21 protein-coding genes are annotated in these 21101 nt (G+C 36.1%); 7 read left to right on the top strand and 14 right to left on the bottom strand.

Annotated features, from left to right (window positions below; translation table 11 throughout):
* Positions 1–354: 354 nt before the first annotated feature.
* The 3 genes from SFA27_RS08535 to SFA27_RS08525 form a co-directional block, all read right to left on the bottom strand.
* Entirely contained in the window at positions 355–1116 is a 762-nt protein-coding gene (locus SFA27_RS08535) for an MBL fold metallo-hydrolase (RefSeq protein ID WP_407297660.1), read from the bottom strand.
* A gap of 376 nt (positions 1117–1492) precedes the next feature.
* Positions 1493–2035 carry a Crp/Fnr family transcriptional regulator gene (locus SFA27_RS08530; RefSeq protein ID WP_047377624.1) on the bottom strand — a complete coding sequence of 181 codons (543 nt, stop codon included), beginning with the start codon at positions 2033–2035 and terminating at the stop codon, positions 1493–1495.
* A gap of 16 nt (positions 2036–2051) precedes the next feature.
* A complete protein-coding gene (locus SFA27_RS08525) occupies positions 2052–4037 on the bottom strand; it encodes a urocanate hydratase (RefSeq protein WP_407297659.1) in 1986 nt (661 codons plus the stop codon).
* 88 nt (positions 4038–4125) lie between these two features.
* Between SFA27_RS08525 and SFA27_RS08520 the strand changes: the two genes are divergently transcribed.
* On the top strand, positions 4126–4572 hold the full coding sequence (locus SFA27_RS08520; protein ID WP_407297658.1) for an endonuclease domain-containing protein: 447 nt from the start codon (positions 4126–4128) through the stop codon (positions 4570–4572).
* A gap of 120 nt (positions 4573–4692) precedes the next feature.
* Here the strand turns inward: SFA27_RS08520 and SFA27_RS08515 are convergent, their stop codons facing one another.
* From SFA27_RS08515 to SFA27_RS08495, 5 genes are all read right to left on the bottom strand, one after another.
* Positions 4693–4986, bottom strand: a complete 294-nt coding sequence (locus SFA27_RS08515; RefSeq protein ID WP_047377627.1) for a hypothetical protein — start codon at positions 4984–4986, stop codon at positions 4693–4695.
* Positions 4987–5035: 49 nt separating this feature from the next.
* Complete coding sequence (locus tag SFA27_RS08510; RefSeq protein WP_047377628.1) at positions 5036–6022, bottom strand: D-glycerate dehydrogenase; 987 nt, start codon at positions 6020–6022, stop codon at positions 5036–5038.
* 74 nt (positions 6023–6096) lie between these two features.
* Positions 6097–6360: a prevent-host-death protein gene (locus SFA27_RS08505; RefSeq protein WP_407297657.1), complete on the bottom strand. Its 264-nt coding sequence runs from the start codon at positions 6358–6360 to the stop codon at positions 6097–6099.
* Between the two features lie 205 nt (positions 6361–6565).
* Positions 6566–7216, bottom strand: coding sequence for a protein-L-isoaspartate(D-aspartate) O-methyltransferase (locus SFA27_RS08500; protein ID WP_407297656.1), 651 nt, complete (start codon positions 7214–7216; stop codon positions 6566–6568).
* 101 nt (positions 7217–7317) lie between these two features.
* Positions 7318–7965, bottom strand: coding sequence for a hypothetical protein (locus tag SFA27_RS08495; protein WP_407297654.1), 648 nt, complete (start codon positions 7963–7965; stop codon positions 7318–7320).
* 134 nt (positions 7966–8099) lie between these two features.
* Between SFA27_RS08495 and SFA27_RS08490 the strand changes: the two genes are divergently transcribed.
* From SFA27_RS08490 to SFA27_RS08465, 6 genes are all read left to right on the top strand, one after another.
* On the top strand, positions 8100–9062 hold the full coding sequence (locus tag SFA27_RS08490) for a Gfo/Idh/MocA family protein (protein ID WP_407297652.1): 963 nt from the start codon (positions 8100–8102) through the stop codon (positions 9060–9062).
* Between the two features lie 458 nt (positions 9063–9520).
* On the top strand, positions 9521–11251 hold the full coding sequence (locus SFA27_RS08485; protein ID WP_407297650.1) for a cellulase family glycosylhydrolase: 1731 nt from the start codon (positions 9521–9523) through the stop codon (positions 11249–11251).
* A gap of 66 nt (positions 11252–11317) precedes the next feature.
* Complete coding sequence (gene bla-A / locus SFA27_RS08480; RefSeq protein WP_407297648.1) at positions 11318–12196, top strand: CGA/CIA family class A beta-lactamase; 879 nt, start codon at positions 11318–11320, stop codon at positions 12194–12196.
* A gap of 33 nt (positions 12197–12229) precedes the next feature.
* Positions 12230–12640 (top strand): hypothetical protein, encoded by a 411-nt coding sequence (locus SFA27_RS08475; RefSeq protein ID WP_264517588.1) that lies wholly within the window; start codon positions 12230–12232, stop codon positions 12638–12640.
* Between the two features lie 10 nt (positions 12641–12650).
* Positions 12651–13541 carry a 3-hydroxybutyryl-CoA dehydrogenase gene (locus tag SFA27_RS08470; protein WP_185097842.1) on the top strand — a complete coding sequence of 297 codons (891 nt, stop codon included), beginning with the start codon at positions 12651–12653 and terminating at the stop codon, positions 13539–13541.
* Between the two features lie 52 nt (positions 13542–13593).
* Complete coding sequence (locus SFA27_RS08465) at positions 13594–13833, top strand: hypothetical protein (protein WP_002977986.1); 240 nt, start codon at positions 13594–13596, stop codon at positions 13831–13833.
* A 48-nt stretch (positions 13834–13881) separates the two neighbouring features.
* Here SFA27_RS08465 and SFA27_RS08460 read toward each other — a convergent pair whose 3' ends face one another.
* The 6 genes from SFA27_RS08460 to dnaN all read right to left on the bottom strand — a co-directional run bounded on the left by SFA27_RS08460 (position 13882) and on the right by dnaN (position 21081).
* Positions 13882–14292 carry an META domain-containing protein gene (locus tag SFA27_RS08460; RefSeq protein ID WP_047377637.1) on the bottom strand — a complete coding sequence of 137 codons (411 nt, stop codon included), beginning with the start codon at positions 14290–14292 and terminating at the stop codon, positions 13882–13884.
* 497 nt (positions 14293–14789) lie between these two features.
* On the bottom strand, positions 14790–17192 hold the full coding sequence (pheT, locus tag SFA27_RS08455) for a phenylalanine--tRNA ligase subunit beta (RefSeq protein WP_407297645.1): 2403 nt from the start codon (positions 17190–17192) through the stop codon (positions 14790–14792).
* A gap of 206 nt (positions 17193–17398) precedes the next feature.
* Complete coding sequence (locus SFA27_RS08450; protein ID WP_407297643.1) at positions 17399–18016, bottom strand: DUF417 family protein; 618 nt, start codon at positions 18014–18016, stop codon at positions 17399–17401.
* Positions 18017–18080: 64 nt separating this feature from the next.
* On the bottom strand, positions 18081–18911 hold the full coding sequence (locus SFA27_RS08445; RefSeq protein WP_407297641.1) for a helix-turn-helix domain-containing protein: 831 nt from the start codon (positions 18909–18911) through the stop codon (positions 18081–18083).
* A gap of 56 nt (positions 18912–18967) precedes the next feature.
* A complete protein-coding gene (locus SFA27_RS08440; RefSeq protein WP_407297639.1) occupies positions 18968–19801 on the bottom strand; it encodes a M23 family metallopeptidase in 834 nt (277 codons plus the stop codon).
* A 149-nt stretch (positions 19802–19950) separates the two neighbouring features.
* The gene (gene dnaN, locus SFA27_RS08435; RefSeq protein WP_034699704.1) at positions 19951–21081 is read right to left on the bottom strand and encodes a DNA polymerase III subunit beta; all 1131 of its coding nucleotides are present in this window, start codon (positions 21079–21081) and stop codon (positions 19951–19953) included.
* Between the last annotated feature and the right edge of the window lie 20 nt (positions 21082–21101).

The following is a 21101-nucleotide window of genomic DNA, read 5'->3' as shown; positions in this document are numbered from 1 at the left end:
GTTGTGAAATTTTCTAATATTTTAAATTTTGCTGAAAAATGACAAAGTATTTCAGACTTTTTATCTCTATTGAGATTCCTGTGGAATGACAAAAGAGTGAAGAATTTTACGCTAATTGTGTGAATTAAATATACGCAATGTTTGTCATTCAGAGCGAAACGAAGTGGAGCGTGGAATCTAGAATTTTCAAGTGAAGTTTACATTCTATGAAATAACAATTGAAGTTCGTTTTTAATAAATGAAGAAAGATCATCAATAGCATCGGGCTTTAGCCAAAATTTAAAATTAAGTTTTGGCTAAAGCCAATCATATTACACACAAAAGAAAACGGGCTAAAGCCCGTTCCTATTGATGTTAAGATTCTACCAACACCACTCCATCCTTCAAAACCATATACTCCTGTTCTACTTCTTCCGAAACGTTTTTCAAATCCTGATCATCAAAAACCTGAGGAATATAGCATTTCTCATGAGCAAACAATCCGTAATGGATGGGCACCAGCTTTTTGGCATGCAGAAGATGCGCTGCTGCAAAGGCCTCTTTCAGATTAAGGGAAGCGGGAACGGGACTGTATTGTAAGCCGATAATCTCAAAGTTAACCACTACTCCGTTTACGGGTAAGAAAGCATAATCTATGTTTGGGTTTTCTTTTCCAAGCTTCCAGAACTGGTTGTGCCAGATGGTATCTCCGCCGTGAAAGATCTTTATTTCCCCATCATCTACGATCCATGAGGATTGTACTTCTCCCACTCCATCCATGGCAAATACGGGTTTGAAGGTGATATTGTTTTCTGTAAAGGTTTCGTCAAGGTTCAGAACAATGATTTCTATGTCATCTATTATTTTTTTCACAACAGATTCCAGTCCTGCATAGACAATCAGTTTTCCGCTATTTTTTAAACATTTCCTAATAACTCCTTTATCAAAATGATCAAGATGTAGATGCGTAAACAGAATGTAATCTGCCTGTACACGATCCGAAAACTCTATAAGATTCTCTACGGCATCACCTAAAACGGGTTTATAGTAAGAGAAATCTTCTACTGCGTCTACCAGGATAGTTTTGTTATGTGAAATAAGTTTTACACCTGCCCAGTTTAATTTTTGTATTTCCATATTCTTTTTTCAGCAAAGGAAGAGAGTTACGGAAGGCCAGTCAATAAACAAAAGATAATTAATGAGAACGTTTTGAGGGTGGGAGCTGGAGGATGGAAGGTGATTATTTCTCTACAGTTCTATTGTCTTTTCTTTGAATTAATAGTAAGGATTTATAAACGCAAAGTTTTTATTTATTAACTGCAGATTCTAAGGTGGCAAAGCCGTTGTCTAAGCTAATGGTAAGAGCACACTTCATCAAATCGATTGAAAATCGATTCATCCTTTGCTTACTTAAAATAATGTGGATTTAAAATTGAAGCTTTGCGTTAAAAAAAACTCAGCAAGATAATATAGTCTTAATAACTTCTTTTATTATCTTCAAATTTCCAGCTTCTTACAAAATTCTTTTTCTAATTCTGCTTAAAGAAATAGGCGTAATCCCGATATAAGAGGCCAGGTATTTTAAAGGAATATTCTGAATGTAATGAGGTTTATTCTTCAGCAGGTATTCATAGAGGTCCTGCGGAGTATTTTTCAGTAAAAGCATTTCCCTTTTCATCGCTGCATTGAGTTTTCTGCTCAGATAGTAGTTCTGCACGAAACGGCAGTGCGGATTTACAGCGAACAGATTTTTCACCTCATCCAGAGTGATTTCCCACGCCAACCCTTTGTTGATAGACTCGTAAACGGCATCGGAACTTTTTTCTTCCACAGTAAAAATATCACCAGGAAAATAAAATTCTGAACAGATTTCAGTATCAATATCGGATGTGCTGTTGATATAATATTTACGGACAAGCCCATCTTCTACAAGATAGGCTTTGTTGTCAGTAAATATGTTTTTCTTTGAAAATTCAACCTCAGCAAATTTCTCCCATACAGGATCACCATCCTCTACGTTCAGGTGTGAAAACAGTTTTTTGTTGATGGCTGCCAATGCTGAATTTTATGAATTATAATAAGTTTTCGTCTACAAGGTTTGGAAGTGTTACTTTCAGGTTCGGTTCTACTTCCATAGCTCTTTTAATGGCGAAAATAGCGCCTTCGTTTCTTGCCCAGCTTCTTCTTGATATTCCGTTGTTTACGTCCCAGAAAAGCATAGACTTCAGTCTTCTGTCGGCATCATCGCTTCCGTCAAGAAGCATTCCGAAACCTCCATTGATTACTTCTCCCCAGCCTACACCACCACCATTGTGAATAGAAACCCAGGTAGCCCCGCGGAAACTGTCACCAATCACATTGTGAATAGCCATATCCGCAGTAAATCTTGACCCGTCATAAATATTGGAGGTCTCTCTGTAAGGAGAATCTGTTCCTGAAACATCGTGATGGTCTCTACCTAATACCACAGGTCCTATTTCTCCGTTTTTAATGGCTTTATTAAAGGCTTCTGCAATCTTCATTCTTCCTTCTGCGTCTGCATAAAGGATTCTCGCCTGCGAACCTACTACCAGTTTGTTTTCCTGTGCTCCTTTGATCCATTGAATGTTGTCTTTCATCTGCTGCTGGATCTCTTCAGGAGAGTTTTTTACCATTTCTTCCAATACTGCACACGCAATATCATCCGTTTTCTGCAGATCTTCCTGATTTCCACTGGAACATACCCAACGGAACGGCCCGAAACCATAATCAAAACACATAGGTCCCATAATATCCTGTACATAACTCGGATATTTGAATTCTCTTCCCAATGTCGGATTTTCTGCCATGACATCTGCTCCGGCTCTGGATGCTTCCAATAAGAAGGCATTTCCATAATCGAAGAAATAGGTTCCTTTCGCTGTATGTTTGTTGATGGCAGCCGCGTGTCTTCTCAACGTTTCCTGAACTTTTTCTTTGAATAATTCGGGGTTTTCAGCCATCATTGTATTAGATTCTTCAAAGCTTTGTCCTACCGGATAATAACCACCAGCCCAAGGATTGTGAAGCGAAGTCTGATCTGATCCGATATCAATTCTTAAATCTTCCTGATCGAATTTCTCCCAGACATCAACAATATTTCCAAGATAAGCCAGAGAAACAGTTTCTTTGTTAGCCTGTGCTTCTCTTACTCTTTTCACCAATGAATCAAGATCTTCATGAATTTCATTCACCCATTTCTGATCATGACGGATCTTTGTAATCTTCGGATTTACTTCCGCACATACAGTTACACAACCTGCAATATTACCAGCTTTGGGCTGCGCACCACTCATCCCTCCTAATCCTGAAGTAACAAAAAGTCCTCCTTTTGGTTCTTTTTTGATCTTTCTGAAAGCATTCAAAGCAGTAATTGTTGTCCCGTGAACAATCCCCTGAGGGCCAATATACATATAACTTCCAGCCGTCATTTGCCCGTACTGGGTTACTCCTAATGCATTGAACTTCTCCCAATCATCCGGTTTAGAATAGTTCGGGATCATCATTCCATTCGTTACAACTACTCTTGGTGCATCTTTATGAGACGGGAACAATCCCATCGGATGTCCTGAATACATTACCAATGTCTGCTCATTACTCATTTCTGACAGATATTTCATTGTCAGCAGATACTGAGCCCAGTTTGAAAATACAGCTCCATTTCCACCGTAAGTAATCAATTCGTGAGGGTGCTGTGCTACTGCATAATCCAGATTATTCTGAATCATCAGCATAATGGCTTTTGCCTGCTCAGATTTTCCGGGATAATCTGTGATAGGTCTTGCCTTCATTTCATAATCCGGACGGAAACGGTACATATAAATCCTTCCATAATCTTCCAGTTCCTGCTTAAATTCAGGAATCAGTTCTGCATGAAACTGAGGATCGAAATAACGTAATGCATTCTTCAACGCCAGTTTTTTCTCTTCTTCTCCTAAAATTTCTTTACGTTTTGGAGCATGGTTGATATTGATCTCGTATGGTTTTGGTTTTGGCAGCTGATTAGGAATCCCCTGCTGTATCTGTTCTTGAAATGTCATATTGCTATTTAAAGGTCTATGTTTTAAACAATGTTTGAAGTTTTAAAGATATTCAAATTAGGAAATATAGGCAAGTGAAAGGATGAAAATGGCTTATAGGTTTAAAGAAATCCTTACCGCTATCAACGGAGTTCCGATCCGTAGGAACTTCGTAGAAAATCTTCCCTACAATCCCCATTTAAAAGAATTATTAAAAGAAAAACGCAAAGCCCGCATTCTGGGTGAAGTAATATTCTGGAAGAAAGTCCGTGCAAAAAAGTTCCATAAGATTGATTTTGACAGACAGAGGATTATTGGAAATTATATTGTTGATTTTTATGTGAAAACTTTAGGACTCTTTATAGAAATAGATGGTTCAAGTCATGATGAAAAGCAGGTTTATGATGGGATAAGGCAGGAATATCTTGAATCATTAGGGTTATTGGTTTTCAGGATTAGTAATTTTGATGTGAGGAATAATCTGAGTTTGGTGATGAAAGAATTGGAGGGTTTTATTGTGCTGCATTATGGGACCACCCCGTCTTCAAAAATTTAAAAAATTTTTGAATCCACCCCTCCAGAGGAGGGGAATTATCCTTACTAAGAGAAGTCGCTATTCAACATAAAAAAAACCTTACTGAAATATCAATAAGGCTGGTTCATATAACGTAAAAATTTAAGTTAAAACATCATCGTTTTCTTCCTCATGATCATCTTCATTATCGCTGAGACTCCAGTAGTTGTTCTCTTCATCTTCTTCTCCTATTTCTTCCATTTCATCATCGTTATCGGCTCCTGGAATATCTAAGCCTTTATCTATTTTATCCTCGTCAAAATCTTCATCTAAAATAGGATTTCCGTCTCCATCGAGCGAAATGTGTTTTTCTCTCTTAAATATATCTTCATTTGGGTTATAATCCATCTGTTCTAACCTCTTGTTTTGTTGATTAATATTTTTCTCTGGTGCCATGATATTTAAGATTTTAGGTTTATATAATCAGAACAAAAATAATTCCAAGTTATAATGAATGAGCAGAATAAACATCAGGATTTGCACAATTCGGCATTTTTTCATTTTTTGAAAAAGCGATGATATTTCCTGCTGCCAGTCTTGCCATCCCGTTCCTGGCTTCAATAGTAGCAGAACCAATATGTGGCAAGATGCAAACACTTGAAAGTTCAAGAATAGGATCGTCTGCAGACATAGGTTCCGGGTTGGTAACATCCAGACCTGCTCCCCAGATTTTCTTATCAACCAATGCATGATACAAATCTTTCTGATTGTGAAACCCTCCTCTGGCGGTATTGATGAAAATAGCATCCGGTTTCATCTGTTCAAATATGGACTCATTGAATAATTCTTTATGGTCAGGGGTAAAATTGGCATGAACGCTTAATACATCCGAGTTTTTGATCAGCTCTTCAAAAGAAACATAAACTGCTCCCAATTCCTGTTCTGCTTCTTTGTTATGATGGCGGTTGTGGTAGATGATATTCATTCCAAAAGCCTTTTTTGATTTTTCAGCCATTTCATACCCGATACGTCCCAGTCCGAAAATCCCCAATGTTTTTCCATAAAGCTCCTGTCCCAAAGCATCCAAAGGATCAAATGCACCCCAGCTTCCGTCTTTTACTTTCCGGAAATTATAACTTGCTCTTCTTGCCACCGACTGCATAAGTAAAAAAGCAACATCTGAAGTTGCTTTGCTCAAAACATCAGGAGTATTGCCCACCGGAATATTCCTTTGGGTAGCTTCTTTGATATCTACATGATCAAACCCCACAGAATATAAAGCAATGGCTTTAACATTCGGACAGGATTCAAAGAAGTTTCTGTCATATTTAAATTCTGCTCCAATACTTAAAATAGTATCGGTACTTTTACAGTAACTCAGCCATTCTTCATAAGAAAGGTTTTCTTTTTCGGGAAGGGTAACTTCCAATCCTGCCTCTTCCAGCATTTTAATTCCTGTTTCGGGAATTCTTTTATTGATAAAGACTTTCATTGTTATGGATTAATGATTCTAAATAAAAAACCTCACTTGCAAAAAGTAAGGTTCCTGAACTTTAATATTAAAAATTATTTCTTTTCATCTGAATGGTCTTTGTTCTTCCCCCAGGCTTCAGAAGCAATTTCCTGAATTTCTGTCCGAACTTCCTTCGCAGATTTTTGAGCCTGTGTCATAAATCCATGTTGGGTTGCTTCCTGATTCCTGCTTTTCATGTCATGAATGTAATCTTTTACCTGCTGGGAATAACTTTCTACGCTATATCCTGGATTATTATTCAGGTTTTTCTGAAGATTACTAAAATCATGTGACGCTTTGAATCTGTTCGTGTCCATATTATAGATTTTAGTGATTGGGTTCTTATATGAGTCCAATTTTCATTCCGAAATGAGTTAAAATATTTTAAATTTTGGCTAAAGCCAATTGAATATCTATTGATAAAAAAAACGGACTAAAGCCCGTTCCTATTTATAAAATTGGTATTCAACAGAACTGGTGTTTGAGACCAGCAGGTCTACCAGTTCCGTTTAATCCTGATAATTATTGATTGGTTTTTCCAAGCATCGGAACAAATTTATAAGCTCCGAATTCTTCTTTTTCAAATTCTGTAGGACCTATTTTGGTAAATCTGTATAAAACCTGTTCATCGGTAGGTCCCAACGGAATCACCATTATTCCTCCGACGTTCAGTTGTTTTAAAAGCTCTGTTGGTAAGGTGGAAGCACCACAGGTTACAATGATTTTATCAAAGGGAGCAAAAGTAGGAAGCCCGGCAAAGCCATCTCCAAAGCTCTGAAATTTTGGAAACAGATGAAGTTCTCTGAGTTTCTTTTTGGAAAAATCAAACAGATCTTTCTGCCTTTCTACAGTATATACATGGGCTTTCATAGCCAATAAAACGGCAGTCTGATATCCGCATCCGGTGCCAATCTCCAGAACTTTCTCGCCTGGTTTTACCTGCAGAAGCTCAGACTGTTCTGCGACCGTTGAAGGGTGGGAAATGGTCTGATGTGCCAGAATGGGAAATGCTCTGTCTTCATAGGCAAAGTCTTCAAAAATACTTTCGATAAAAAGATGTCTTGGAACTTCACTCATTGCCGAAAGTACATTTTCGTCTGAAATTCCAATTCTTTGCCGAAGGTAATCTACTAAAATCTTTCTTTTTCCTTTATGTACAAACGAATCCTGCATTTGACAAAAGTAAGAAATTAGAAATTAGATTCCAGAAATTGGGGCAAAGAATTATCCACAAAAAGAAAGCAGTCTAAAAATGACCGCTTTATTCTTATTTATTAATTCCATTTTATCGGATAAGGTCCGTAAAAATCGCTGAAGGTATTATCAGTACATCTTTTTCTCACAAAAAAGTTATAGTTCACTGTTTTAGTTAATCCTATATAAATTGCTTTTTGACCTGAAATCACTAATTCTCCACTCGCAGGTGGTGCAGAACTGGTTGTCAAAACAGTTTCATAAGCAGAAATACCATCATTTTCCCATGTTACTGTAGCATCAAAAGTGGAAGAATAAACGGAGGAAGTCGTTTTTGAATACGTTGCATATCCGGGTTTTATACAGGTTGTTGTATTACCGGCTAAAACGGTAACAGGTCCCGCCCAGTTGCTCCGTCCATTGGCTGTTCCACAATTTTTTCTTACATAAAGGTCATATTTATTATCCTTATACAATGGAAGATTATAGGAATTCTTATAGGTTACAACTGTTGTTCCATTTCCTAAAGTAAAACCTTGCTCTCCATACTGTATTTCATAATATCCTTCGCCCTGGCTAATCATATTCCAGGAAAGCTGGTTACTTCCTTTTTCAAATATCAAATTTTCCGGTGTTCCACATTTAGCCTGCGGGTCATATGGACTGTCTCCTATACATCCGGCAGTACATAATCCTAAGATGAGTAATATCGAAATTATCCTTTTCATAGTTATTTTTCTGATCGTGAATTTACTGTAATTTCTTTAATGAATACATGCGTTCATTCTTAAATATCTCCAAGTGAAAAGTCATGTATTTTATAAATGTACATTCACTATATTTACAAAAATTTAATACAGCTATGTTAAAAGCAGGTTTGGTAGGTGCCGGACACTTGGGAAAAATACATTTAAAACTTCTTAATCAATCAGATAGATATGAATTTGTAGGTTTCCATGATAAAGATGTTGAAAACGGAAAGAAATTAGAGGCCGAATTCGGATATAAATATTTTGAAAATTTTGATGCGTTGCTTGAGCAGATTGACATGCTTGATATTGTCACTCCTACAGTTTATCATTATGATTATGCTCTAAAAGCTATCGAAAAAGGTCTTCATTTCTTTATTGAAAAACCGGTAACACAGACTCTTGAGCAGGCAGAAGAAATTTTACGTTTATGCCAGGAAAAAGGGATCAAAGCACAGGTAGGACACGTTGAAAGATACAATCCGGCTTTTATTGCCACTAAGGAATATATCAGCAATCCTATGTTCATTGAAATACACAGACTGGCAGAATTTAATCCCCGCGGGACAGATGTTTCTGTAGTACTTGACCTTATGATCCATGATCTGGATATTCTATTGAGCATGGCTAAATCTAAAGTTAAAAACATCCATGCAAGCGGTGTTTGTGTGGTAAGCAAGACTCCGGATATCGCCAATGCAAGGATAGAGTTTGAAAACGGATGTGTGGCCAACCTTACCACCTCCAGAATTTCTATGAAAGCTATGAGAAAAAGCAGATTCTTCCAGAAAGATGCTTATATCTCTGTAGATTTCCTTGAGAAAAAGGCTGAAGTGATCAGAATGAAGGATGCTCCTGAAAGCCCTACTCCATTTGATATGATCATTGAAAATGCGGATGGGGAAAAGAATCAGATTCTGTTTGAATACCCGAATATTCAGTCCAACAATGCTATTCTGGATGAATTGAATTCTTTTGCGGATGCCATCACAGGCGATAAAAATGTAGAGGTTTCTCTTGAAGACGGAACTGAAGCATTGAAAGTTGCTTTGGAAATCATGAGGCTGATCAGCTAAAAATAAAAATATGCTGTTTTTTATGACAGCCATACATACAATGCTATCTTATAATCAAAAGAATGATTATGAGGTAGCATTTTTAATTTCTAAGGTTATTATTAGTTTTAAAACGCAAAGGTTTCAATTTTAGTTACACATTATTTTAAGTAAGCAAAGGTTAAATCGATTTTTAATCGATTTGATGAAGCTGTAGAATTATTTAGCTAATTCCTGCTTTACTTATTTAATGAAATAAAAATTTTTTATTAATAATTACTGATTTATCAATAAAAAAAACTTTTCAAAACAAAAAAACAATATATTTGAAGAATAATTCAATAAAGTATTGAAAGATTTTGTTTTACATATATGGATATCCGACACACTCAATGATCTGAATACAGTTTCATTTTATGATGTCATCGTTCATTATAATTTCTAATATTCTCCTATTATTTTAAACCATTGAAACTACTATGAAAAGAGCCATTCTATTATCCGCAGTTTTATTGTCTCAATTTGGGACATCACAATTACTAAAGACTTCCGGGCAAAAAATCGTTAATGATAAAGGTGAAAATATCCAATTGAGAGGTCTTGGCCCGGGCGGCTGGATGCTTCAGGAAGGTTATATGCTGAAAACAGCTGACTTTGCCGGTCCTCAATATAAAATTAAGGAGAAAATTGCTGAGTTAATTGGTGAAGACGGAATGAATGAGTTTTACAAAGCTTATCTGAAAAACGGAATCACCAGACAGGATATTGATTTTCTGGCAAAATCAGGATTCAATTCGATACGACTTCCTATGCATTATAATCTTTACACGCTTCCGATTGAAAAAGAATCAGTAAAAGGAAAAGATACATGGCTGGAAGAAGGATTTAAAATGACCGATGATCTGCTTCAATGGTGTGCTGATAATAAAATCTACCTCATCCTTGATCTTCACGCGGCTCCAGGAGGTCAGGGAAATGATGTTAATATTTCTGATAATGATAAGTCCAAACCTTCGCTTTGGGCCAATGAAGAGAATCAGAGAAAAACCATAGCTCTTTGGAAAAAACTGGCTGAACGATATAAAGACAGTCCATGGATTGGAGGCTACGACCTGATTAATGAGCCTAATATCAATTTCACAGGCAAAAATCCAAACGGTACTGATGAAATGTCTAATGCACCGCTTTGGAAGCTCCAGAAGGATATCACGGCTGCCATCAGAGAGGTTGATAAAAAGCATATTATTTTTATTGAAGGAAATGGCTGGGGAAATAATTATAACGGACTACCGGCCATCTGGGACAACAATATGGCTTTCAGTTTTCATAAGTACTGGAATTACAATGATGATCAAACACTGAAATTTGCCCTGGACCTTCGGGAGAAATATAATATTCCGATCTGGCTTGGTGAGACGGGTGAAAACTCTAATGTCTGGTTTACTGAGCTTATTCAGCTTTTGGATCAACATAATATAGGATATGCATTCTGGCCGATGAAGAAGATTGATAATATTGCCGGAATCACCAATGTCAAAATCACACCTGAATATGAAAAGCTTTTGGGCTACTGGAGAAATGGAGGTGAAAAGCCTTCTAAAGAATATGCAAAAAAAGCTCTGATGCAAATCGCTGATAACTACAAACTGAGCAATACGGAAATCAAAAAAGATGTTATTGATGCGATGTTCAGACAGACAAAGGATGCTTCTACAAAACCATTTAAAAATCATCAGGTTCCGGGAAGAATATTCGCTTCAGAATATGATTTGGGGAGAATGGGTTCTGCTTATCTGGACAAGGATTTCATTAATCTATGGGTAAGTGATCCGGCAAAAAGATCAGAGTGGAACTCCGGGCAGCAAATGAGAAATGATGGTGTAGATATTTATAAGTGTAATGATAAAATCACCAATCAGTATTATGTAGGAAAAACAGAATCCGGGGAATGGCTTCAGTATACTGTTCAGTCAAAAGGAGATAAAAATTATACATTTGACATCCGGTATGCCGCCGCCAATGATTTAAAAATAAGAATTGAAACGGCTTCAGGAAAAGTTTTAGCGGCAGTATCATTAGCTTCCAGTGGAGGAAATGAGAACTGGAAAACGGTTTCCGTAAAAAATATCAGCCTTCAGAAAGGGGAAAACAGCATCAGAATATTCTTTGAAAATGATGGTGTCAATCTGAATTATTTTGAAGTAAAATAGTAATAAATATCTTAAATTGCAGCTCTCTTTTGATCATCAAAGGAGAGCTTTTTAATTTTCGGTATTATGAAAAAAACAGCATTTCTTTTTCTTCTGATTTCTGCATTCACATTTGCTCAGACATCCCTATTGGAACAAAAAATACATTCAATTCTTAAGAACAAAAAAGCAACAGTAGGAGTTTCTGTACTGGGTTTTGAAAATGGTTTTACTTATCATAAAAATGCGGATAAAAAGCTTCCGATGCAAAGTGTCTTCAAATTCCACATTGCAGCTGCAGTTCTAAATGCTGTAGATCATGGAAAGCTTTCTCTGGATCAGAAAATTAAATTGGATAAATCAAATTTACTTGAAAATACATGGTCTCCGCTTCGTGATAAGTATCCGGGAGGAAATGTTGAAGTTCCATTAAGCGAAGTGATTGAATATACTGTTGCCAAAAGTGATAATAATGGCTGTGACATCCTTCTTACGCTATTGGGAGGAACCCAGCCTGTACAGAAATTCATGGATTCCAAAGGGGTAAAGGGTTTTCAGATCAAATATAATGAAGAGGCAATGCATAAAGACTGGAAAGTTCAATATGAAAATTACAGCACCACAAAATCGGCAGTTGATGTTCTGAAAAAGTTTTATGACGGAAAATTATTATCAAAAAAATCAACAGATTATCTGATGCAGGTAATGCTGTCTACTTCAACAGGATTAAACAAAATGGTAGAACAACTTCCCAAAAATACTCCTGTCGCCAGAAAAACGGGAGCTTCCGGGAAAAATAGTGCAGGTTTAACGGGGGCAGAAAATGAAATTGGCATCGTTACTCTTCCTAATGGTAAACATTATGCATTAGCTGTATTTGTCAGTAATTCAACGGAAACCGATGCGGTAAACTGCAGGATGATTTCTGATATTTCTAAGGAGGTTTGGGAATATTTTAATAAATAGAATTTTAAGCTTATTTTTAAAGCGATTTTTAACATGAAAAAAATAATAGTAACAACGGCTCTGCTGGCTTTCACATTCTTTTACTCACAGAAGAATCAGAATTATTTAGAGATCAGCTATGGAAGCGTATGCTGTGGTCCGCCATCTGATAAGCCCGTCATGAGTTTTCTGAAAGAATTCAGGAATAAAAGCCAGATAAAAAGCCTGGAAGTACTGATACAAAAAGGAAGAGGAAGAGAAGGTGAATACGCGTTATACATTGGCACAGACTTTCTTACAAAGAATCAAAAAAAACGACTTATAAGAGGATTAACAGCTACTGTTTCCAATCAGAATAACAGTAAGAAGACTCAAAGTACAGGAAACGTTTTCTTTGATTCTACAGCTGTTGTCACACAATCGGATCTTACAGACGTAAAAAATTTAACTATCTATAAAAAATAAAGGAAAAATGATCAAAAACATTGTAGTTATCGGAGCGGGAACCATGGGAAATGGTATTGCACATACTTTCGCACAAAGCGGTTTTAAAGTAAATCTTGTAGATGTATCTCAGGAAGCTCTGGACAGAGGTTTAAAAACCATTACTACCAATCTTGACAGAATCATTGCAAAAGGAAATCTTACAGAGGAGCAAAAAGCTGAAACTTTAGGCAACATCACTACTTTTACAGCACTTAACGATGCTGCTGGTGCTGCAGACCTTATTGTAGAAGCTGCTACAGAAAATATTGATCTTAAACTGAAGATCTTTGGTCAGATGGATGAACTGGCTCCTGCAAACTGTATTCTTGCAACCAATACTTCATCTATATCTATCACAAAAATTGCAGCAGCTACCAAAAGAGCTGACAAAGTAATCGGGATGCACTTCATGAACCCGGTTCCGATTATGAAACTGGTAGAAATCATTAAAGGATATTCTACTTCCAAGGAGACTTTTGATGCAGTTTATGAAATGAGCAAAACTTTGGGTAAAGTTCCTGTAGAAGTGAATGACTATCCAGGTTTTGTGGCTAACAGAATTTTGATGCCAATGATCAATGAATCTATCGAAACGCTTTATAACGGAGTGGCTGGTGTAGAAGAAATTGATACCGTAATGAAATTGGGAATGGCACATCCGATGGGGCCGCTTCAGCTGGCAGACTTTATTGGTCTTGATGTATGCCTTGCCATCCTGAACGTAATGTATGATGGTTTCAAAAACCCGAAATATGCACCTAACCCATTGCTGGTAAATATGGTAACAGCAGGGAAACTTGGAGTAAAATCAGGTGAAGGATTCTACGATTATTCTGAAAGTAAAAAAGCTGAAAAAGTTTCAAAAATGTTTTTGAAGTAATTTTAAAGTCAATAATTTTATTTATCTTTGAGAAAGTTAAAACATTAAAAAAATGAAATTACCAAAGTTTTTATTAGCAGATAATTCGGAGTTTCCAGAAGATCTATTCGTAGTTCATACAGAATACCCAAGATTTATCTTAAACGTTGAGGAAGAAGAAGTTGAGTGGTTAGATGATCTTGAAGGTGATGATGAAGAAACTATGGCAGACGAAGCTACTAAAGTAGTAGAAGCAGCGTTTAAATGGTGCGACGAAGAGTTGGCTAAGTACGACGAAGAAGAGGAAGATTAATAACACTCTAAACATAAAAAAGGAACTCAATTGAGTTCCTTTTGTTTTTTATTCTGATTTATTGAACTTCAATAATAAAAGATTGTCTTTATACAATTCTAAAGTATTTCCGGAAATTACATATTTATTTGCTTTTCCCATCATATCCATAAAATTCTGCTCTACTCCGATGTTATTACACATCATTTTTGTAGATCCCATTTGTCCTGCTGTAAAACCACCTGTAGAAGGATCTATTGAAGCCGTTCCGAAATAGTTGTTACATCCGGCATTTCCTGTGATCTTCTCTCCTTCAATATTCAATGTCGGGATTTTACCTTTTACATTGTCAGCCAATGTCCATTTTGTATTGGCAAGAGCAGGCTGAGCCTTTCCTACTTTAGACGCAGACGGGCTCGTCATGGATCCACATGAAGCCAAAACTGCAGCTGTACATATACTTAAAAAAAGATTTTTCATTTTTTTCTTTTTGAATTCATCCAAATTTACGGAAATTATATTATCTAAACGGGTTGACGTGAATTTTATTATTCTTTAACATTTGATATTTTGAATATTTTTCAGAATTATTTTTACGCTCTTGATAATCAAAAAAAGGGTTGAAAGCGTTAAGACATAAGAACTTTATCTGCACTAAAGTTGTAGCGTTACCTTTGTCATTCCGAAGGAATCTATACTATAATTGGTTTATAAAATATATTGAGACTCCTACGGAGTGACAAAGACTGTGGATAGATTGTTTTTATACAAGATTTCCATTTTAATACTAATGATACTAATATTTTCACTAATATCACTAATGCAATTCAATAGGAACGGGCTTTAGCCCGTTTACATAAAAAAGCCAACATTCAAATGGCTTTAGCCGAAACATAACATTACAACCGGCATTATTAAAACAAAGAAACGGACTTTAAAAAGTCCGTTTCTTTTATCGTGAAGTATATTTTCAAGTATTAAGATCTCAACTCTGCATTGAATTCTTTCTGGAAAGCTTTGATCAGAGAATCCATTACTTCTGTAATCTCTTTTTCTTCCAGTGTTTTTTCTTCGTTCAACAGTTCAAAGCTCATTGCATAAGACTTCTTGCCTTCAGGAAGATTTTTACCTTCATACACGTCGAATAGGTTAATATTTTTAATGAATGGAGATTTGTTCTTTTTAGCCGTCTGATATAAATCCTGATAGTTTACATTTTTATCAATCAATAAAGCTAAGTCTCTTCTGATTTTGTTGAATTTCGGGATGTCTTTGAATTTCAATTCGTTTTTAGAACGTAATTCCTGAGCATATTCCAGTTCGATTTCTGCATAGAAACAATCCTGGTCAATATCAAAATCTTTTAATAAAGCAGGAGCTACTTTTCCAATTCTCACCAAAGCTTTACCATCTGCTTCATATACCAATGCATCAGAAAATCTTTCATCAGACAGAGCAGTTTCTTTATAATCTACAGCCAATCTTTCCAATAAAACTTTTACATAAGCCTTAAGGTTATAGAAGCTTACTGCAGATTTTGGCTGAAGCCAGTTTTCGGCAACATCTCTACCGGAAACCAACAAAGCCAATTGTTTTCTTTCTTCGTATTTATCTTTTTTGTGATAAATTTTTCCTAATTCAAAGAATTTAATGTCCTGATTCTTTCTGTTGATATTATATACAGCATTCTGAAGAAGTCCTTCCAATAAAGATTTTCTCATGAATGCTAAATCCCCGCTTAGAGGATTTAACAACTTTACGGCATCAGTTTCATCTTTTACAGAAGTCAATGAGTTGTTCATTACTTCGTTGAAACCAATACTTTGTAAAGCTCTTGCCCAGCTGTTTTCCAGTTCATCCTGATCGTTAGCACTTAGCTTAACAGGGGTAAACGAAATTTTCTGTGGGGCGTCAATTTTATTGTATCCGTAGATTCTTAAGATCTCTTCAATTACATCAATTTCTCTTGTTACATCTGCTCTGTAAGCAGGAACAGAGATTTCAAAACCATTAGGAATTTCATTTAAAACCTGAATTTCCAATGCTTTTAAGATTTCTTTTACTTTTTCTCTGTGAATTTTTGTTCCTAAAATCTGCTCAATTTTAGAGAATCTCAGGATCACATAATTGTCTTCTATTTTCTTAGGATATTCTTCCAATAACTCTCCTACTAATTTTCCTTCAGCAATTTCCTGAATCATCTTAATAGCATGAGTGATAGCCGTTCTTGTAAGATTTGGGTCTACTCCTCTTTCAAATCTGAAAGAAGCATCCGTATTCAAACTGTGGGCTTTTGCTCCTTTTCTTACCGCAATCGGGTTGAAGTAAGCACTTTCAAGGAATATTGTTTTTGTAGTTTCTGATACTCCTGAATTCTCTCCACCAAATACCCCGGCAATACACATTGGGTTATCTTTACCGTCTTTGATCATAATCTCAGAACCGTTCAATGTTCTTTCAACCCCGTCTAAAGTGGTAAATTTTGTTCCCGGTTTTACAACTCCTACTTTCACTTTCTTATCTGCAATTTTGTCTGCATCAAATGCGTGAAGCGGCTGTCCGTACCCGTGAAGAATATAATTTGTAATATCTACAATATTGTTAATTGGGCTTAGGCCGATTGCTTTCAGCCTGTCTTTTAACCAAGATGGGGATTCTGCTACTTTTATGTCTTCAATAACAGCTCCGATATATCTTGGACACAATTCTGCATCTTCAATTTCCAGAGTGAAATCATGAGTTCCTTCATTATTCAAAGCTTCAGAAGCTACTTTGTTAAATTGAGATTTCAGCTGGTTTGTAGAAAGATACGCATGAAGATCTCTTGCAACCCCATAGTGAGACATTGCATCTGTTCTGTTCGGCGTTAATCCGATTTCAAACACCTCATCATTGGTAAGCTCAAAATAATCAGCAAAGTTTTTTCCTACTTCATATTTTGTTTCGTCCAGCACCATGATTCCTCCGTGATCTTCGCTAAGACCTAATTCGTCTTCTGCACAAATCATTCCCTGAGAAACCTCACCTCTGATTTTTGCTTCTTTAATTTCAAAAAAGTTTCCGGTTTTATCATAGATTTTTGTTCCGACAACTGCTACAGGAACTGTCTGCCCAGCTTCTACGTTAGGAGCTCCACAAACAATATTCAATACTTTTCCGTTTCCTACGTCTACTGTTGTCTTCTTCAGTTTGTCAGCATTCGGATGCTTTTCGCAGGTTAATACTTTACCTACAACAATTCCTTCCAGACTGCCTCTTACGCTTTCAAATTTATCTATCCCTTCAACCTCAAGACCTATATCTGTAAGGAATTCACCGATTCTTTCAGTTTTTGATTCCGTTTTTACAAAGTCCTTCAGCCAGTTGTTTGATATTTTCATTTGTTAATCTATCTACTTATTTAATTCGTCAGATGAGCTCTAAGGTTTCATCTGCTCTATTTTGAAACTTTTATTTGAAATCCCACACCCTTTCCGGTATGATTTTTCGAGCTACAAATGTCGTGTTTTTTTGAGAAATAGAGAAATTTAGAAGCGACTTTAAGAGAATTAATTTTCGTTAATAATTCTTCTTCTGATTGATGAATCTATTGGGCAGACGGTTTCAATACTTTCTTCAGACTATCAGAAAATACTACCAGCCCTCCGGCCATCATGATAATATCTTTCAAGACCAAACGCCCTGCTCCGGACAGATAAGGAAACCCAAACTGAGGCGTAGGATAATCTCCGCCCAGATTAGGCACGTAAACTTCAGGAGTGGTTATAAGAAATGACAGCGTAATGAGTGACATTAAAAATGTTAAAGAACCACCAACGGCTCCGATTTTAGGAAACCAAATTCCGAATAACACAAAAAATCCGATAACGAGAATCATTGTTCCCAAGCCATAGGAAAAAATATAGGTTCCGTTTTTTGTATGCCAATCAATATTTTTTTGAATAACTTTTCCTTCCGGGTTTTTATACAAGGTATATTCTGCAACAGGTTTTTTGTCTTCATTAAGAACTTTATTCCCGGCATTTTTGTAGAAGAAACTCATGAAAGGACTATTGGCTACAAAGGGCACAATTCCTTCTGCTTCGTAATGGAAAGCCTTCAAGCCTCCAATCCAGGCCATAACAATGAAGATTGAAATTCTGAGAAAATTGAAAAACCAGGTATCCAACTCTAATAAACGGTGGTAAAGTCTGTTGTCTTGCATGTGATTTATTTTTTTAACAAAGGTATTCACATGCCTACAGCGCCAACATAGATATTTGAGGACATTACATGGACATTTTCGCCACCACAGAGATTCCTACCTGTTCTCTATATTTTTTTGGGGAACATCCTACCGACTTTTTAAAGTATCTGCTGAAGTAAAATTCATCGGAAAATCCCAGTTCTGAAGCAATTTCCTTTACAGATCTAAAGGTTAAATGCAGCAGTTTTTTTGACTCCAGGATAATTTTTTCATTGATAAGCTGCGTGGGTGTTTTCGCAAATTCTTTTTTTACAGCCTTGCTTAATGTATTATTGGTTATATTCAGCTTGTCACTGTAAAATGACAGTTCTTTTTCATTTTTAAAATAAATTTCCAGCAGTTTCTGAAATTCAAAAGCGTTCTTATTAGGAATTTTTTCACTAGAAATCACACTGTTTTCAATACTGCTTTTCTGTTTACTGCCAATGGCAAGAATAAGCTGAATATAAGTTTTGATAATGGATTCTGAAAACTGATGTTTTTCAGAATCTTCTTTTTTGATGTGATTAAAAAGTTCGAGAATATAGTTATAGTTTTCTTCTGACAGCTCAACGCCAGGATTCAGGTAAATATTATTGAAAAGAAGCCCGTTACAGGCCACTTCTTCTTTATGATATTCGATACAGTAATAATCACCATGGAAGAAAAGCATATAAATATTTTCATCAGACTCCGAAGCCAGTTTCAGTTTTTGATAAGGGGAAAGAAACAGTATATTGTATCCACTGTAAGAATAATTAATATCATCCACAGAGAAAACACCGGAACCTTTCCATAGAACAACACTGTAATTTTCAGTAGTGAGTTCTGAAGGAAAATCTGAGGTGTGGTATAACTGTATTTTTATTTTCATAATTAGTATCTTTTAAACACTAATACCTCTAATGATTCACAAATAACACGATCTGTTTAATACTCTTTTGAATATGTTTTTTTCTCTGCCAGATATTCATTTTTGCTTCCGTTACCAGTTCTGAAAAGGGTTTTAAGAGTATTTTTCTGCTTTGGTTTTGAAGGATCGGGAAGAAAGCATTGGAAATGTAAATGAGGACCATTTGTCCAGCCTGTGTTGCCGCTTAATCCTATTAAATCACCTTTTTTAACCTCATCTCCTATGTTAACTTTAACCCCATTTTGCTTCAGATGAAAATACTGTGCAATGGTTCCATCTGAATGTAAAATTGAAATATAATTGGCCTGATTAGCACAACTTGATGTAGGGCATCCTGTATTATTACTCTGAACAACATCAATCACTTTACCTTCTCTTGCCGCCGTAATTTCTGTTCCTTCAGGCATTACGAAATCTAAAGAGTTTTCGTTCTGGTGAGAAAATATTCCATTGTACCCCTGATAAACATTGAAGGATTTCCCTTTTTGAAAAGGAAGATCATATATATAGTCAGCATCATAAGTCTTTATCGTTGCATCTCCAGCCAATGTATAATAAGCAGGCATTTTCTTGATTTTCCAACCTTTTTTATTATCATTGACAACAAAATAAGCAATTTTGTTTTTTGTTGATTTAGGAGGCAGTACTCTGATCATTTTAAATGCTTCCGGACTCTTCAAGTTTTCTGTTTCCGGCTGCTCTGAAAATGTTATTGAAATGGGATAGATTTCAATATTATCAGCATAGTAAGTAATAATATCTTTCGTATGCTCATAATACATTTTTGCACTCTTCTGAGAGAAAGCCCATAGAGAGCAGATAAGTGATCCGAGAATTGTTATTTTTTTCATGCTTATTAAAATGTTTTTCTTACTATACTTTTACTTTGACGCTCATAATTCCTAAGTCAATTCCACATCATTACAACTATGAACCGGAATGCAGGATTACAAAAAAAGCCGGAAAAATTCCAGCTTTCTTTTATTTATATACGTTAATGTTATAATCCGATTACTGGCATTGATAACATTAAGATATTTTCGTTTTCTTCAAGACCGTCAAGAGGTTCAATGATCCCTGGTCTGTTAGGTTGAGACATTTTCATGGTGATATCATCAGATCCTAAGATCGTTAGCATCTCAGTTAAGAATTTAGAACTGAATCCGATATTGATATCTTCTCCGTTGTAGTCACAAGGAATCTGCATGTCTGCTTTGTTTGCATATTCAGTATCTTCTGCATGAAGGTGAAGAATATTTCCGGAAAGCTTGAATCTTACCTGATTGGTAGATTTATTAGACATGATAGATGCTCTTTTGATAGCTCCTAATAAAAGATTTCTGTTGATTGTCAATACATTTGGATTTTCCTTTGGAATTACCGCTGTATAGTTTGGATATTTTCCATCAATCAGTCTACAGATCCATATATGCTTACCAAAAGTAAATTTGGCCATATTCTCATTAAAGTCGATCGTAACGTCTTCATTGGAACTTGCCAGAATATTTTTGAAAATGTTCAGAGGCTTTTTAGGCATGATAAACTCCATCGGCTCAGCATTCATAAGGTCTGCTCTTTTGTACACCACCAATCTGTGGGAGTCTGTAGAAACGAAATTGGTTTCGTTTTCTCCAAACTGGAAAAGCACTCCTGTCATTACCGGACGAAGAGAATCGTTACTTGTAGCGAATAGTGTGTTTGTCAAAGCTTCAGACAAAACTCCTGCCGGCATCGTAACACTTTGGGAAGCGTCAAATTCCGGTAATTCAGGATAGTCATCAGCATTGTCTAATGCTACTGCGAAATTATCTTTTTCATCTAAAATCTCAAGCTGGCTTCCAGTTCCTTCGGCATTGTCTTTTACAACAAATGTCAGAGGCTGTTCACCATATGTCTTGATAAAATCCTGAAAAATTTTAGCAGGAACAGCAAATTTACCTGTATCATCAGACTTTACTTCCAGGGAAGTAACAAGAGTTGTCTCGCCGTCAGATGCTGTAATGGTAACATTATTTCCGTCTAATTCAAAAAGATAGTTTTCTAAAATCGGTCTCGATTGAGAGCTTGATATTACGCCACTTACAGTTTGCAACGCCTTCTGCAGTTCACCACTTGAAATAATAAATTTCATAGATTTATAAAATAAGTTTC

Source organism: Chryseobacterium sp. HR92 (assembly GCF_045689405.1).
GTDB classification, from domain to species: domain Bacteria; phylum Bacteroidota; class Bacteroidia; order Flavobacteriales; family Weeksellaceae; genus Chryseobacterium; species Chryseobacterium viscerum_A.
Note: the sequence above shows the minus strand (reverse complement) of the source record. Positions and strands in the feature narration are given on the sequence as shown.